Here is a 13,780-nt window from a genome sequence, read left to right on the forward strand (position 1 = left end):
GCTCGGCGGCGATGACTGCTGACCAGCCCGCACCTGCCAAGCCCCGCGTCGCCATCGTCTTCGGAGGACGCTCGTCGGAGCACGCCGTGTCGTGCGCGACGGCGGCCGGCGTGATGCGCGCGATCGACCGTGACGCCTACGACGTCATCCCGATCGGGATCTCACGGGACGGGCACTGGGTGCTGTCCGACGGTGACCCGCGCGCGCTGGAGCTGACCGCGGACCGCACTCCTGAGGTGGCGGCTTCGGGGGCGGCCGTCGTCGTGCCGCTGGCGACCACCGACCGCACGCTGACCACGCTGGAGCCGCAGGAGATCCCGTCGTCGCTGGGCGAGGTCGACGTCGTGTTCCCGTTGCTGCACGGGCCTTTCGGTGAGGACGGCACGATCCAGGGCATGTTCGAGATGGCCGACATCCGGTACGTCGGCTCGGGTGTCTTCGCGTCCGCGGCGGGGATGGACAAGCACTACATGAAGGTCCTGTTCGCGGGTGCCGGCCTTCCCGTCGGCCCGTATGTCGTCATCCCCGACTCCCAGTGGCAGCGCGACAAGGCCGCCGCGATGGATGCGGTGGGGGCGCTCGACTACCCGGTGTTCGTGAAGCCGGCGCGCGCCGGCTCGAGCATGGGCATCTCGCGGGTGTCCTCGCCGGAGGCGCTGGAGGGGGCCATCGAGCTCGCCCGTGAGCACGACCGCAAGGTCATCGTCGAGCAGGGGATCGTCGGCCGTGAGATCGAGTGCGCCGTGCTGCAAGGGCGCGGCACCGATGCCCCACGGGTGTCCCACGTCGGTGAGATCGAGGTGACGGCCGAGGGTGGTCACGAGTTCTACGACTTCGAGGCCAAGTACCTCGACGACGGGGCGGTGCTGTCCTGCCCGGCCAACGTGCCCGAGTCGGTGTCTGAGGAGGTGCAGCGGCTGGCTGCGGCGGCGTTCGAGGCGCTCGGGTGTGAAGGACTTGCGCGGGTCGACTGCTTCTACACGGACACCGGCGACGTCATCATCAACGAGATCAACACGATGCCGGGCTTCACGCCGCACTCGATGTATCCCCAGATGTGGGAGGCGACCGGGCTCTCCTACCCGGAGCTGATCGACGAGCTCATCCAGCTCGCCCTGACCCGCCCCGTCGGCCTGCGCTGAGCCCGGCAGCGCTGAGCGCTGCGCTGAGCTCGTCGCGCGAGTGGCTGCACTCGCACTACCGCCTCCGCAGCTCCGGTCTAGCGGGCGCTGCAGGACTCGTGGAAGCCGGCCGCGTTCCGCGCGGCGATGGAGGGGTGCTTGGCGGCGGTCGCCAGCTCGGCCTGGATCTCTTTCGCGTAGGCCGCCTGCCCCTGTTGCGCAGCCGCGAGACGCTTGGCGTCGAGCTCGTTGGCGAAGTCGACGTAGGCCTTGAGGATGTCGGCCTTGGCCCGTGCCGCGGCCGGTACGGGAAGCTGAGCCAGGTCGCGATCGAAGTCTGCGCGAAGCTTGGCGTGGGCGGGGAGCTGTTCGAAGAAGTCGTCCAGCGGGATGTCGAGGCTGCCGCCGTGAGTCACCTCGATCACCTTGGGCAGCAAGGCGTCGCAGAGTCGATTCACGGAGTCCACGTAGGTCCGCACTGCCACGTCGCCGGCAGTGGTCGACGGGGACGACGGGCGAGGAGAAGGTGCTTGGGCTGAGTCCGCGGACGAGCATCCGCTCGCGACGGCACAGACGACGGCGAGGACTGCCGGGGTCACGAGTGACCGACGAGGGGCCATGTCGACCAGCGTCGCGCGGGTGGTGCCAGTCGCGTCAGTGGGTGAACGGATTCGTTGTGGCTTCGTTGCCGACGGCCTGTGCCGTCGACGGCGCTTCGACGTCCACTGCACCAGTCGGCGCGATCCTTGATGACCGGGTGGCCGGGCATCGCAAAAGTCGTTTGGCGACGCGACTCGTCCCCGACATGCTTCCACCATGACCGACTACGTCGAGAGCGAGCGCCTGGTGCTGCGCCAGTTCACCGCGCAGGACGCGGACCTGCTGATCGGGCTGGACAGTGACCCCGCGGTGATGCGCTTCCTCACCGGCGGTGAGCCGTCGATGTCGGACGACGAAGTCCGTGACGAGGTCATCCCGAGCCTCCTCGCGGCATACGAGCGGTGGAACGGACGGTTCGGACTCTTCGCCGCCCACGAGAAGGCAACGGGCGACTTCATCGGTTGGTTCTGCCTGCGCCCGCAGCGCACGGGTCCGCTGGACGAGGTCGAGCTCGGCTACCGGCTTCGCCGTGACGCGTGGGGGAAGGGGTACGCGACCGAGGGTTCGCATGCCTTGGTGGACAAGGGTTTCTCGGAGCTCGGCGTCAACACCGTCTGGGGCGAGACGATGGCGCTCAACCTCTCGTCCCAGCGGGTGATGGAGAAGGTCGGGATGTCCGTCGTCGAGTCGATCCCCACGCCGGACGAGATGCAGTCCGTCGAGGGAGCCGAGCGCGGAGGCTTCCGGTACGAGGTCACGAGAGATCAGTGGGAAGCCCGCCGCGACCGGTCGACCGCCGGACGTGCCTGAGCCGCCACGACCCTTGAGGCCTCCGGCCGACGGGGAATACGCCGCGCTCACCACCCGCTGAACCTCGAAGAGACATCGGACGGCGCCCAGGAGCACGCATGGACAAGGACATTCGCTCGGCACTGCACCGCAGCCAGGTCATCGACCTGACCACCACGGGTCGACGGACCGGTCAGCCACGTCGGATCGAGATCTTCATGCACGACGAGGACGGCCTGTTGTTCATCACGGGGATGCCGCGTGCCGACCGGGTCCGTGACTGGATCCGCAACATCGAGGCAGACCCCCGCGTCGTCGTCCATCTGAAGAAGGGCATCGAGGCAGACCTGCCTGCGAGGGCCCGGGTCGTCACCGACCCCGACGAACGGCGCCCGATGATCGAGGCGGCTGCGCGACGCTGGGGCCGCACCGACATCCCGACGATGATGGAGCACAGCCCGCTCATCGTCCTCAGCGTCGATGGCGACTGAGGTCGGGCGGGCTGGTCAGACGTCGCCAGGGGTGCCACGCTGGCGTCATGCCCCGCGTTCAGGTTGCGACCGCTTCCCCTGCCGAACGTGACGCCGTCCTGACGTGCGCCGTCGCAGTGGTTTGCGCCGTGGCCTTCCTGGTCTTCGTCGGGGTGCCGGTGCACTCAGGGACGCTGGCGGTCCCGGAGGCGCTCGAAGCCGTCTGGGTGGTCGGGCTCCTGGTCGGCGCGTTCCTCGGTCCCGTGGCAGGCGGTCTGGCGGCGTTCGTGAGCGGGGCGGCGCTGGTGGCTGGAGGACCTGCCCTGACGCAGCGAGCCCGGCGCCTGCACTGGAGCACCATCGCAGTCTCGGCTCTTCTGTTGGTCGCCTACGTCTCACACTCCCACGCCCTGCAGACCTGGCTGGACTGACGGGAACCCAACCCGTCGCGACGGACTGGGGGGCGGACTGGGGGGAGGGCCGGCGGCCCCACCGACGACGAGGCGCCTCAGTCGTCCTTCTTCAGGCTGGGGTACTTCTTCTCCACGGCCGCGCGGACCTTCTTCTGCTCAGCCTCGGTCCCGTGCTGCGCGACGCGGGCCAGGGCGTTACGGGCGTGTGCGATGTCGGGGATCGGGTACTTCTCCTCCTCCGGCAGCGCAAACGACGACCTCTTCAGCTTCTTGCGGTTGTCGCTGTCACTGAGGTCCTTGGACATGTCCGACTCCTCTCGAGGGTTTCGATGTCAGGGGCCATACCCGGCTGACGGGGACCCCAACCCTCTCGGGTCGTGGCGGACCCGGTCGGTCGGGTCGCTGCTGGCAGGCTGGGGGCGTGATACTTCCCGAGCTCCGTGACCCGCGGCTGGTCACGATCCGCCGCAGCGGGTTGCTCACGGATGCCGACCACCGGGCCCTGGCCAACTGGGCTGCCACGTGCGCCGAGCACGTCCTGCACCTCTTCGAGGGCGAGCAGCCGGGGGACACGCGCCCGCGGGAGGCCATCGAGGCGGCCCGCTCGTGGGCTCGCGGTGAGCTGCCGATGATGCGGGCCAGGGCGCTCGGCGGACACGCGATGGGCGCGGCCCGGACGATGCGCGGGGCGGCGCGGTTCGCGGCGTACGCGGCCGGTCAGGCAGCCAGTGTCGGGCACGTCGCAGAGCACGACCTCGGTGCGGCGGCCTACGCGATCAAGGCGGCTGCGGATGCGGCTCCGCACCACGCAGACGCCGGGCGCGCCGAGCGGGACTGGCAGCGCGAACAGCTGCCCGAGCAGGTGCGCGTCCTGGTGCTCGAGGACCAGGAACGTCGCAACGCCATCTGCTGGTCGGTCTTCAGCGACTGAGCAGGCCCGTCAGTCGCACTTGCGGCCGTTGGACGGGAGTGCACCGGCGGCCTCGCCGAAAGCCGGCAGCAGCAAGGGTTCCGGCGCATAGGCGTGGGGGACGAGCACTTCGATCGCAGGCTCGCGCCCGTAGGTCGTGAACCTGGCTCCGTCGCTCAGCTGCTCGACGACCCAGTCGACGCCGTCGACGTCGAGGCACTCCTTGTCGGTCGGGCCGAGGGCAGGCCAGCCGCAGGTCGCGATGATCGCCGGGTCTCCCCAGGCGTGCGCGTCCGAGGCGACCCCGCCGTTGACGTCCACCCCACGCGAGGCCTGGCCGGACACCTTGGCGGGCCAGCGCGCAGTCGCCGGCTCGCACTCCACCGCGTGCTGGGGCGGGGACACTTCGACCAGGGACGAGCACCCGGACAGCAGACCGCCGGCCACCCCGAGGACGAGGAGGCCGGCGGTCGTGGTGCGAAGCGGGCGCGCTGCCGTCAGGCGGGCGCGCACGTCGACCGGACGCTCAGACGTGGACGACGGTGCAGGTCAGGGTGCGGGTGATGCCCGGCACGTCCTGGATCTTGGCGATGACGAGCTTGCCCAGCTCGTCGACGGTGTTGGCCTCGACGCGGGCGATCACGTCGTAGGGACCGGTGACGTCCTCGGCCAGCACCACACCGGCAATCCCGGCAATGGCCTCGGCGACGGACGCCGCCTTGCCGACTTCGGTCTGGATCAGGATGTAGGCCTGGACCACCACGTGGCACCTCACACTTCTGTTCGGGTAACGGCTGTTCGGGTAATGGCTGTTCGGGTTGTGGCTCTCGGCGGCTGCGCCCTTGGCGATACGGATCGGGCCGGGGCTCGCCAAGGCCATGCCAGACGCTACCGTGCCCGTGTCCCACCCGTCTCCCCCGACCCGTCACGAGGAGGTCAAGTCATGGTCACGGCGCCCCTCACCCTGCGAGACGTCTCCGAGTCGGAGCTCCTGCGCCGGATCTTTCCCTTCTTCCGGGCCTCCCCGGGAGTCGCGGTCGGGCCGGGTGACGACGCTGCCGTGCTGCGCACCGGACCGGGCACGGTGGCCACCACCGACTCGATGATCAGGGGACGCGACTGGCTCGACGAGTGGTCGGGTGCGAGTGACGTGGCGACCAAGCTGCTCACCCAGAACCTCGCCGACGTCGCCGCCATGGGAGCGAGGTCGACCGCCGTGCTCGTGACCCTGGTGGCCGACCCGGCAACGCCGCTCGACTGGGCGGTCGACTTCGCCCGAACCCTGGGGGAGCAGGCCGCGGACCTCGGCGTGGCCGTCGCCGGGGGCGATCTGTCGTCGGCTCCCGACGGCGTGCTGATGGTGTCGATCACCGCCCTGGGTGACCTGGACGGCCGGGCGCCGGTCCTGCGCAGCGGTGCCCGGGTCGGGGACGTCGTCGCCGTGTGCGGGCCGCTCGGCCGGTCAGCGGCCGGGCTCGCCCTGCTCCAGTCCGGCGCCGACCCGCGGACGCAGCCGGACGGCATACGCGGCTGGTGCATCGAGCACCACCTCAGGCCGCAGGCGCCGCTGACCGAGGGCCCGGCAGCCGCCGACGCCGGCGCGACGGCGATGATCGACCTGAGCGACGGGCTGCTCCGTGACGGTCACCGGGTCGCTGGAGCGAGCGGCGTGCGCCTCGCGCTGTCGCCGACGGCCCTGCACGGCGACGTCGCGGAGCTGGAGCCCGTGGTGGGGGAGCAGGCTCTGGACTGCGTGCTGGCCGGTGGTGAGGAGCACAGCCTCCTGGCCACCTTCACCGGCGCAGCCCCGGACGGGTGGCGCACGATCGGCGTGGTCGAGGCCGGCGAGGGCGTCACCCTCGACGGCGCTGTCCAGCAGCCGCGGGGCTGGGACCACTTCCGGGCGTAGCAGGAAATCGACACGTCCGGGCGTAGCAGGAAATCCGGGCATGAAAGAAGCCGACCTCCCCGTGGGGAGATCGGCTCGATTCGGTATGCCGCGGGGGCAGGGTCAGCGCTTGACCTTGCCGGCCTTGAGGCACGAGGTGCAGACGTTGAGACGCTTCGGGGTCACGCCCGCGTCGCCCACCAGCGCCTTGACGCGCTGGATGTTCGGGTTCCAGCGACGCTTGGTGCGGCGGTGCGAGTGCGAGATGTTGTGACCGAAGCTCGGTCCCTTGCCGCAGACGTCGCAGTTGGCAGCCACGGGTGTTCTCCTGATTTCGATACGTACAAGAATGAGGTCGGTCCCGGATGGTCCTGCGCACGGGCACAGACCAGCGACGCAGAGGTCATGGGAACCGGTCAAGCGTAGCCGAGGTGTGCCGCAACGGCCAAAACGGGGCCGGTGACGCCTGCTGCGGCTAGCCTGCCACCGTGCTCGAAGCCCTCACCGCCGTGGACGCGAGGCGATGGGCCGTGCTCACCCGCGCGGCGTTCGCGGCGCGCCGGGCCGAGATCGACGCGCTCAACGTCTACCCGGTCCCCGACGGGGACACCGGCACCAACCTCTACCTCAGCCTCGACGCCGCGCTCGACGCCGTGCGCACCGAGCACGAGAAGGCCGGCATCCTCGGTGCGGCCACGCTCGAGCAGGAGTGCTCGGCCCTCGCTCGCTCGCTGCTGCTGACCGCCCGCGGCAACTCCGGTGTCATCCTGAGCCAGCTGGTGCGGGGCTTCGCGGAGGCGATCGCCGAGTCAGGGTCGGAGCAGGCCGGGGCCGAGATCATCGCCGACGGTCTCGAGCGGGCCAGCCAGCGCGCCTATGCGAGCGTCACCCGCCCGGCGGAAGGCACGATCCTGACGGTCGCCCGTGCCGCAGCGCAGGCCGGTGCTGCCGCGGTCGACCGTGGCCTGGTCGCGGTCGCCGAGGACGCCCTCGACGCGGCGACCGAGGCGCTGCGCGCCACCACTGCACAGCTCCCGGCCCTCGAGCGCGCCGGCGTCGTCGACGCGGGCGCGGCCGGCTACCTCCTGCTGCTGGAGGCGCTCGCCCGGGTCGTCCACCAGGACGGCACGCACGTCGGCGAGCGGATGGAGGTCTTTGCCGACGACTCGATGCGCCGCCGTGAGGACTGGAGCCAGGTCGGGGGTGTGGTCGAGCCGACCGGCGCCACCGGCGGGGCGCCCACCGGCGAGGGCGACCTGACGCTCGGTGGTCCTGCCTACGAGGTGATGTACCTCCTGCGGGACACCGACGAGGAGCGCGTCGCGACCCTGACGACCACCCTCGACGGGCTGGGCGACTCACTGCTCGTCGTCGGTGGCCCCGACCTGTGGAACGTCCACGTCCATGTCGACGACGTCGGTGCTGCCGTCGAGGCCGGCATCGAGGCGGGTCGCCCCTACCGCGTGCGGGTGACGCATTTTGCTGTTGCAGGTGGTGGCGACGACGCCGGGGGCCGGGACCGAGCGGGTGCGGGCAAGCCGGCGGCCACGGTCGGCGTCGTCGCCTGCGCCGCCGGTCCGGGGTTGGCCGAGGTGTTCGAGGAGGCGGGGGCGCTCGTCGTCGCGAGCGGCCCCGGGCGCCGGGCGTCGGCGGGTCAGCTGCTCGACGCGGCGCGGGCAGCGCACGCCCTCGAGGTCGTCGTGCTCCCCAACGACGGTGACACCGTGATGGCCGCAGAGGCTGCGGCGAGTGCGGCCGAGCAGGAGGGCGTCACGCTCCACGTCGTCCGGTCACGCACCGCCGTCCAGGGGCTGGCCGCGCTCGCGGTCTTCGACCCGACTGCATCCGGCTCCCGCAACGCGACCCAGATGTCCCACGCCGCCGCGGCCACCCGGCACGGCGCTGTCGCCATCGCGAGCAAGCAGGCCCTGACGAGTGCCGGGCCGTGCGAGGCCGGTGACGTCCTGGGGGCGGTGGCCGGCGACGTCGTCATCGTCGGCTCCGACCTCGAGGAAGTGGCGATCGACGTCGTCGCCCGGCTGCTGAGCAGCGGCGGCGAGCTCGTCACCGTGATCGGCGGCGCGGATGCGCCCGAGGGACTCGCGGAGGGGCTCGGGCTCCGGATCGAGCGCGGGCACCGCGACGTCGAGGTGAGCGTCATCCAGGGCGGCCAGCCGCACTACCCGCTGCTGCTCGGGGTCGAGTAGGCGTGGTCGACGAGCGCACCAAGCTGGACAAGCTGCTCGGGGTGCGGACCGCGGGCAACCTGGCCAAGCACCGCGACCTCGTGACGGTGGGGGACCTCCTGGAGTTCTGGCCACGTCGCTACCTGGAGCACACCTCCGACCTGTCCGACCTGCACGTCGGCAAGTACGTCGTCGCCGTGGCCGAGGTGAAGACCGCAGCCACCCGACGGCCCAAGAGTGGCCGCGGCGAGATGCTCACCGTGACCATCACCGACGGTCGCAACGACGTGGACCTCGTGTTCTTCAAGGCCTGGGGGCACAAGGACAAGCTCGTCCCCGGCGTGCGGGCGGTGTTCGCCGGTGAGGTCGGCATCTACGGCCGCAGGTGGCAGCTCGCCCACCCGGCATACCAGCTCGTCGAGGGCGACCTGGGCACCTCGGCCACGGACCGCGGTCCCATCCCGGTCTACCTCCAGGTCAAGGGACTCCAGAACTGGACCGTGGCGGAGTGCGTGCGGATCGTCTTCGACCACCTCGAGGACGTGCCCGAGCCGTTGCCCGCGAGCCTGCGCCGACGGCACGGGCTGCCCGGCCGACTCGAGGCGCTGCGCGGCATCCACGTGCCCAAGGCCTTCCCCGAGGTGCAGCGCGCCCGTCAGCGGCTGCGCTACGAGGAGGCTCTGGTCTTCCAGACGCTGCTCGCGCAGCGTCGCGCGCGTCAGGCTGCCGACCGCACCACCGGGCGCACCCCGCGGGCCGGCGGGCTTCTCGCGGCGTTCGACGCCCGCCTGCCCTTCGAGCTGACCGACGGGCAGAAGGCAGTCGGAGCGACCCTCGCCGAGGAGCTGGCCAAGGACGTGCCGATGAACCGCCTGCTGCAGGGTGAGGTCGGGTCCGGCAAGACGGTCATCGCGCTGCGCGCCATGCTCGCCGCCGTCGATGCGGGCGGTCAGGCTGCGCTGCTCGCACCCACGGAAGTCCTTGCAGCACAGCACCATCGGTCGATCACGACGATGCTGGGCGATCTGGCCGAGGGAGGCTTGCTGGGCGGCAGCGACATCGGCACCCGCGTCGCACTGCTCACCGGCAGCCAGTCGACCGCAGCCCGTCGCGACAACCTCCTCCAGGCCGCCAGCGGGGACGCCGGCATCGTGATCGGGACCCACGCGATCATCCAGGACAAGGTGCAGTTCCAGGACCTCGCGCTCGTCGTCGTCGACGAGCAGCACCGCTTTGGTGTCGAGCAGCGAGATGCGCTGCGCGAGAAAGGAACCCAGCCGCCCCACGTGCTCGTCATGACGGCCACGCCGATCCCACGCACCGTGACGATGACGGTCTTCGGCGACATGGAGACCTCGACCCTGGCCGAGCTCCCGCGGGGGCGTTCGCCCATCGCGACCCACGTCGTGCCGGCCGAGCGGCGGGACTGGGTGCAGCGCACCTGGGAGCGGGTGGCCGAAGAGGTGCGGTCCGGCCGGCAGGCCTACGTCGTCTGCCCCCGGATCGGTGATGGCGACGGCGGCGCGGGCAGGGCGAGGAGCGCAGGGAGTGCGTCGGCCGACGAGGAGGAGATCGCCGAGTCGGTCTTCGCGCCGGACGACGACGGTGAGGGCGCAGCGGTCGCTGCCCCGCCGCGCGAGATGGCGAGCGTCCATGCCGTCGAAGCCACCTTGCGGGCCAACCCCGCCCTCGCCGGCCTCTCGATCGCCGTGCTGCACGGCCGGATGCCGCCCGAGGACAAGGACGCGGTCATGGGCGCCTTCACCGCTGGCGAGGTCGATGTGCTGGTCTCCACCACCGTGATCGAGGTGGGCGTCGACGTGCCCAACGCGACCGTCATGGTCGTCGTCGACGCCGACCGGTTCGGGGTGTCGCAGCTGCACCAGCTGCGCGGTCGGGTCGGTCGTGGCGTGCACCCCGGGCTGTGCCTGCTCATGACGTCGTCCGAGGCGGAGGCGTCGGTCGAGCGGCTGGAGGCCGTGGCCGGCACGAACGACGGGTTCGAGCTGGCCCGCCTCGACCTCGAGCTGCGTGGCACGGGCGACGTGCTCAGCGGCCGGCAGAGCGGAGGCGGCCGGTCGGGGAGGGGGATGGGGCGGGGGAGCTTCCGGTTCCTGTCGCTCGTGCGCGACGAAGAGATCATCCTCCAGGCGCGCGAGGACGCCGCCGAGCTGGTCGCCGCCGATCCAGAGCTGACCGATCACCCCGAGCTGGCCAAGGCCGTCACCGAGCGGGTCGACGAGGAGCAGGCAGCCTTCCTCGACCGAGGCTGACGCCCTAAGTCACTGCTCGCTCACAGTGAGCAGTGACTTAGCCTCCGTCGCGGGATATGCAGAGGCGCGCGGGAGACGCGGAGTCCTAGGCTCGTCGCATGCTGCTCTCGCACGATGACGAAGGATCCGGGCCGGCAGTCGTGCTGCTGCACGCCGGGGTCGCGGACCGGCGGATGTGGGATGCCGTCGCGCCGGTGCTCGCGCACACCTTCCGGGTGATCCGGCCCGACCTGCGGGGGTTCGGCCAGACGCCGATGCCGCCGGAGAAGTACGCCGACGCCGACGACGTCGACGCGCTGATGGACTCGTTGGGGGTGACCGACGCTGCGGTCGTGGGCTCGTCGTTCGGAGGGCGCGTGGCGATGGAGCTCGCCACGCTGCACCCGACCCGGGTCTCGTCGCTGGTGCTGATGTGCACGGCCTACCGGGGGCTGGAGCCGACCGAGTCCGTCAAGGCGTTCGGGCAGGAGGAGGACCGCCTGCTCGAGGCCGGTGACGTCGCCGGGGCCACCGAGCTCAACGTGCGCACCTTCCTCGGTCCCGAGGCCGACGGCGCGGCCCGGGCACTGCTGACCCTGATGCAGCGCAGGGCCTTCGACGTCCAGCTCGCGGCCGACGAGGCCGACCCCGGCCCCGAGCCGCGACGGGTCGAGGTCGATCCGACGGGCATCGCGGTGCCCACCGTCGTGGTGTCCGGGGCACACGACCTCGACCACTTCGGCGACGTGGCGAGGCTGCTGGGTGAGCAGATCCCCGGTGCGGAGACGGTCGAGCTCGACTGGGCCGGGCACCTCCCGGCACTCGAGCGCCCCGACGCCGTCCAGGCCCTGCTGCTCGACGTGCTGCGCGACGACCCGACGGTGCACGCGCCCTGAGTCCGCGCGCTGCTACCTTGCCGCCGTGACACGCATCATCAGCGGCCGGGCCGGGGGCACGCGGCTGGCCACCCCGGCCGGCTCCGGCACCCGGCCGACGAGCGACCGCGTGCGCGAGGCGCTGTTCTCCCGCCTGGAACACCTCGAGGTCCTGGCCGGCGCGAAAGTCGTTGACCTGTATGCCGGTTCAGGAGCCCTGGGTCTCGAAGCGGCCAGTCGTGGCGCGGCCACCGTCCTGCTCGTCGACTCGGACCGGTCCGCCGCGAAGGTGACCAAGCAGAACGCCGACACCCTCGGCATACCCGGTGTGACGGTGCGGCAGGCCACGGTCCAGAAGGTCCTCGCATCACCTCCGGCCGCGCCCCAGACGCTGGTCTTCCTCGACCCGCCCTACGACCTCACGGAGGAGACGCTGACCGCGGACCTCACCGCGCTCACCACGGGGGGCTGGCTCGCCCCCGACGCGCTGGTGGTCGTCGAGCGGTCGGCGCGTTCGCCGGAGCCGGCCTGGCCGGACGTCCTCGAGTGCGAAGGAGAACGCCGTTACGGCGAGACGAAGATCTGGTTCGCCGGCCCGCGCCACCCTGACGGCGTGGCCTGAGCCACCGACCGCGCGTCCCGGACGCGAAGGAGCCCGACCGCACTCGCGGTCGGGCTCCTTCGTCGGTGTGGTCGGTCAGACCGCCTGCGGCGCCGACGGGAGCAGGCTGAACTGCACGCTCCCGGACTCGTCGACGGCGGCGTCGAGGACCTGGTCACCCAGGGCCACGGCCGCGGTCTGGTCGAGGTAGACCTTCGCGCCGTCCTGCTCGACGACGGCGTCGCCGGGCACGGCCTGCTCGGCGGTGGTCACGGTCAGGCCACCGGAGTCGGGGCCTTCCTGGCTGAACCGCAGACCGGCGTCGTCGCTGCTGAGGTTCTGGTCGACCAGGGTCTTCACGATCGTGCTGGCGTTGTCGGTCAGGGTGAGCATGGGCTCTCCGTTTCGTCCGATTGAGGTCAGTACCCCTCCACGGTGTCGCACCCGCCGCAGCGACCCAAATCGGGCGTCCGATGGGTGGGACCGACCCATTGCCACGACCCCCGAGGTGTGGCATCACCGCAGGTGGGGGATGGTATGCGCATGACGGACTACGAGATCCCCCGACCGACCAGCGGCGACGTCGTCGACCTCATCCTCGACGACCACCGGCTGTTCGAGGCCCTCCTGCGCGACCTGCGCGACTCCACTGCCGACCGCGAGGCCGCGCGGGCCGCGCTGTCCGCCGTGCTCATCGCGCACGGCGAGGCCGAGGAGGAGAAGGTCTACACCCAGCTCAAGAGCAAGCGGGCGATCACCGCCCACGAGGCCGAGCACGGTGAGGAGGAGCACGCCGAGGGCAACGAGGCGCTGCTGGCGCTGCTGGAGTGCAAGGGCACCGACACCCAGAAGTTCGACGACGCCGTGGAGGACCTCGCCACCGCGCTGAACCACCACATCGGCGAGGAGGAGCAGACCATCCTCAACCCGGCGCGCGAGGACGTCTCCGAACAGGTGCGCCAGGACCTGGGCGCCGCCTGGACTGCTCGTCGCAACGAGCTGCTCGACGAGGACGCCGGGTCGATCACGAACGTCCGCAAGATCGTCGCCCGGGCCCACAAGGAGGGGCTGCTCCCCGCCGACGACGAGGACGAGGAGTAGACCGGCAGGGCGGTCGGGGCAGCCGGCTTCGCTGCTAGCGTTCCCGTGTGACCAGCCCCCGTCGGTGCGTGTGCCCCGGCTCCTACGACCCCGTGACCCTCGGCCACAGCGACGTGATCCGCCGGGCCGCGGGGCTCTACGACGAGGTCGTCGTCGCTGTGATGCACAACCCCGCCAAGCGGGGCACCTTCACCCCCGAGGAGCGCCGCGACCTCATCGTCGACACGTGCGCCGACCTCGACAACGTCAGGGTGGAGCTCTTCGCGGGCCGCCTGCTCGTCGACGTCGCCCGTGAGCTCGAGGCGACCGCCATCGTCAAGGGGCTGCGCGGCGGCACCGACTTCGCCTACGAGCTGCCGATGGCCCTGATGAACCGGCACCTCACCGGCATCGAGACCGTGTTCCTGCCCGGTGACCCGAGCCTCGAGCACATCTCGAGCTCGCTCGTGAAGGAGGTCGCCGCCCACGGCGGCGACATCTCCGGGCTGGTGAGCGACCGGGTCCGCGACGCGCTGCTGGCCCGCCTCCAGGGGGAGTGACCTGACCTCGACGGACCGGAGCCCGACCCACCCTC

At 71.3% G+C, this 13,780-nt stretch carries 18 protein-coding genes; 12 read left to right on the plus strand and 6 right to left on the minus strand.

The genetic code is table 11. From position 1 onward, the window contains the following. Window positions 1-11: 11 nt before the first annotated feature. Window positions 12-1,142 carry a D-alanine--D-alanine ligase family protein gene (locus BLQ34_RS01745; RefSeq protein WP_091789075.1) on the plus strand — a complete coding sequence of 377 codons (1,131 nt, stop codon included), beginning with the start codon at window positions 12-14 and terminating at the stop codon, window positions 1,140-1,142. Between the two features lie 77 nt (window positions 1,143-1,219). Here BLQ34_RS01745 and BLQ34_RS01750 read toward each other — a convergent pair whose 3' ends face one another. Continuing rightward, a complete protein-coding gene (locus BLQ34_RS01750) occupies window positions 1,220-1,579 on the minus strand; it encodes a hypothetical protein (protein ID WP_157692850.1) in 360 nt (119 codons plus the stop codon). Window positions 1,580-1,937: 358 nt separating this feature from the next. Between BLQ34_RS01750 and BLQ34_RS01755 the strand changes: the two genes are divergently transcribed. The 3 genes from BLQ34_RS01755 to BLQ34_RS01765 all read left to right on the plus strand — a co-directional run bounded on the left by BLQ34_RS01755 (window position 1,938) and on the right by BLQ34_RS01765 (window position 3,411). Next, window positions 1,938-2,531, plus strand: a complete 594-nt coding sequence (locus BLQ34_RS01755) for a GNAT family N-acetyltransferase (RefSeq protein WP_091780653.1) — start codon at window positions 1,938-1,940, stop codon at window positions 2,529-2,531. Window positions 2,532-2,629: 98 nt separating this feature from the next. After that, window positions 2,630-3,001 carry a nitroreductase family deazaflavin-dependent oxidoreductase gene (locus BLQ34_RS01760; protein ID WP_091780656.1) on the plus strand — a complete coding sequence of 124 codons (372 nt, stop codon included), beginning with the start codon at window positions 2,630-2,632 and terminating at the stop codon, window positions 2,999-3,001. A gap of 128 nt (window positions 3,002-3,129) precedes the next feature. Beyond that, complete coding sequence (locus tag BLQ34_RS01765) at window positions 3,130-3,411, plus strand: hypothetical protein (protein ID WP_091780660.1); 282 nt, start codon at window positions 3,130-3,132, stop codon at window positions 3,409-3,411. Between the two features lie 77 nt (window positions 3,412-3,488). Here BLQ34_RS01765 and BLQ34_RS01770 read toward each other — a convergent pair whose 3' ends face one another. Then, window positions 3,489-3,698, minus strand: coding sequence for a DUF6582 domain-containing protein (locus BLQ34_RS01770; RefSeq protein WP_091780663.1), 210 nt, complete (start codon window positions 3,696-3,698; stop codon window positions 3,489-3,491). A 116-nt stretch (window positions 3,699-3,814) separates the two neighbouring features. Between BLQ34_RS01770 and BLQ34_RS01775 the strand changes: the two genes are divergently transcribed. Continuing rightward, window positions 3,815-4,324 (plus strand): putative immunity protein, encoded by a 510-nt coding sequence (locus tag BLQ34_RS01775; RefSeq protein WP_091780666.1) that lies wholly within the window; start codon window positions 3,815-3,817, stop codon window positions 4,322-4,324. A gap of 9 nt (window positions 4,325-4,333) precedes the next feature. Here the strand turns inward: BLQ34_RS01775 and BLQ34_RS01780 are convergent, their stop codons facing one another. Continuing rightward, the gene (locus tag BLQ34_RS01780; protein ID WP_157692851.1) at window positions 4,334-4,816 is read right to left on the minus strand and encodes a DUF3515 family protein; all 483 of its coding nucleotides are present in this window, start codon (window positions 4,814-4,816) and stop codon (window positions 4,334-4,336) included. A 13-nt stretch (window positions 4,817-4,829) separates the two neighbouring features. After that, window positions 4,830-5,063 (minus strand): Lrp/AsnC family transcriptional regulator, encoded by a 234-nt coding sequence (locus tag BLQ34_RS01785; protein WP_056884115.1) that lies wholly within the window; start codon window positions 5,061-5,063, stop codon window positions 4,830-4,832. 183 nt (window positions 5,064-5,246) lie between these two features. Here BLQ34_RS01785 and thiL point away from each other — a divergent pair, with 183 nt between their 5' ends. After that, window positions 5,247-6,212 carry a thiamine-phosphate kinase gene (gene thiL, locus BLQ34_RS01790; protein WP_091780669.1) on the plus strand — a complete coding sequence of 322 codons (966 nt, stop codon included), beginning with the start codon at window positions 5,247-5,249 and terminating at the stop codon, window positions 6,210-6,212. A gap of 102 nt (window positions 6,213-6,314) precedes the next feature. Here the strand turns inward: thiL and rpmB are convergent, their stop codons facing one another. Next, window positions 6,315-6,509 carry a 50S ribosomal protein L28 gene (gene rpmB, locus BLQ34_RS01795; protein ID WP_055814433.1) on the minus strand — a complete coding sequence of 65 codons (195 nt, stop codon included), beginning with the start codon at window positions 6,507-6,509 and terminating at the stop codon, window positions 6,315-6,317. A gap of 170 nt (window positions 6,510-6,679) precedes the next feature. Here rpmB and BLQ34_RS01800 point away from each other — a divergent pair, with 170 nt between their 5' ends. From BLQ34_RS01800 to rsmD, 4 genes are all read left to right on the plus strand, one after another. Next, the gene (locus tag BLQ34_RS01800; protein ID WP_091780672.1) at window positions 6,680-8,398 is read left to right on the plus strand and encodes a DAK2 domain-containing protein; all 1,719 of its coding nucleotides are present in this window, start codon (window positions 6,680-6,682) and stop codon (window positions 8,396-8,398) included. Window positions 8,399-8,400: 2 nt separating this feature from the next. Next, entirely contained in the window at window positions 8,401-10,650 is a 2,250-nt protein-coding gene (locus BLQ34_RS01805; RefSeq protein ID WP_091780675.1) for an ATP-dependent DNA helicase RecG, read from the plus strand. Between the two features lie 98 nt (window positions 10,651-10,748). Continuing rightward, window positions 10,749-11,525 (plus strand): alpha/beta fold hydrolase, encoded by a 777-nt coding sequence (locus BLQ34_RS01810; protein WP_091780678.1) that lies wholly within the window; start codon window positions 10,749-10,751, stop codon window positions 11,523-11,525. A gap of 25 nt (window positions 11,526-11,550) precedes the next feature. After that, the gene (rsmD, locus tag BLQ34_RS01815) at window positions 11,551-12,126 is read left to right on the plus strand and encodes a 16S rRNA (guanine(966)-N(2))-methyltransferase RsmD (RefSeq protein ID WP_091780681.1); all 576 of its coding nucleotides are present in this window, start codon (window positions 11,551-11,553) and stop codon (window positions 12,124-12,126) included. A 75-nt stretch (window positions 12,127-12,201) separates the two neighbouring features. Here rsmD and BLQ34_RS01820 read toward each other — a convergent pair whose 3' ends face one another. Beyond that, the gene (locus tag BLQ34_RS01820) at window positions 12,202-12,498 is read right to left on the minus strand and encodes a hypothetical protein (RefSeq protein WP_091780684.1); all 297 of its coding nucleotides are present in this window, start codon (window positions 12,496-12,498) and stop codon (window positions 12,202-12,204) included. 150 nt (window positions 12,499-12,648) lie between these two features. Here BLQ34_RS01820 and BLQ34_RS01825 point away from each other — a divergent pair, with 150 nt between their 5' ends. Beyond that, window positions 12,649-13,206: a hemerythrin domain-containing protein gene (locus BLQ34_RS01825; RefSeq protein ID WP_091789079.1), complete on the plus strand. Its 558-nt coding sequence runs from the start codon at window positions 12,649-12,651 to the stop codon at window positions 13,204-13,206. 47 nt (window positions 13,207-13,253) lie between these two features. Continuing rightward, the gene (coaD, locus tag BLQ34_RS01830) at window positions 13,254-13,745 is read left to right on the plus strand and encodes a pantetheine-phosphate adenylyltransferase (RefSeq protein WP_091780687.1); all 492 of its coding nucleotides are present in this window, start codon (window positions 13,254-13,256) and stop codon (window positions 13,743-13,745) included. Window positions 13,746-13,780: the final 35 nt, after the last annotated feature.

This window comes from Pedococcus dokdonensis (assembly GCF_900104525.1).
Lineage (GTDB): Bacteria > Actinomycetota > Actinomycetes > Actinomycetales > Dermatophilaceae > Pedococcus > Pedococcus dokdonensis.

Excerpts from the sequence above, each read along its gene's own strand:
- BLQ34_RS01745 (WP_091789075.1), top strand. The coding sequence starts at position 12 with ATGACTGCTGACCAGCCCGCACCTGCCAAGCCCCGCGTCGCCATCGTC.
- BLQ34_RS01755 (WP_091780653.1), top strand. The coding sequence starts at position 1,938 with ATGACCGACTACGTCGAGAGCGAGCGCCTGGTGCTGCGCCAGTTCACC.
- BLQ34_RS01760 (WP_091780656.1), top strand. The coding sequence starts at position 2,630 with ATGGACAAGGACATTCGCTCGGCACTGCACCGCAGCCAGGTCATCGAC.
- BLQ34_RS01770 (WP_091780663.1), bottom strand. The coding sequence starts at position 3,698 with ATGTCCAAGGACCTCAGTGACAGCGACAACCGCAAGAAGCTGAAGAGG.
- thiL (WP_091780669.1), top strand. The coding sequence starts at position 5,247 with ATGGTCACGGCGCCCCTCACCCTGCGAGACGTCTCCGAGTCGGAGCTC.
- BLQ34_RS01810 (WP_091780678.1), top strand. The coding sequence starts at position 10,749 with ATGCTGCTCTCGCACGATGACGAAGGATCCGGGCCGGCAGTCGTGCTG.
- BLQ34_RS01820 (WP_091780684.1), bottom strand. The coding sequence starts at position 12,498 with ATGCTCACCCTGACCGACAACGCCAGCACGATCGTGAAGACCCTGGTC.
- BLQ34_RS01825 (WP_091789079.1), top strand. The coding sequence starts at position 12,649 with ATGACGGACTACGAGATCCCCCGACCGACCAGCGGCGACGTCGTCGAC.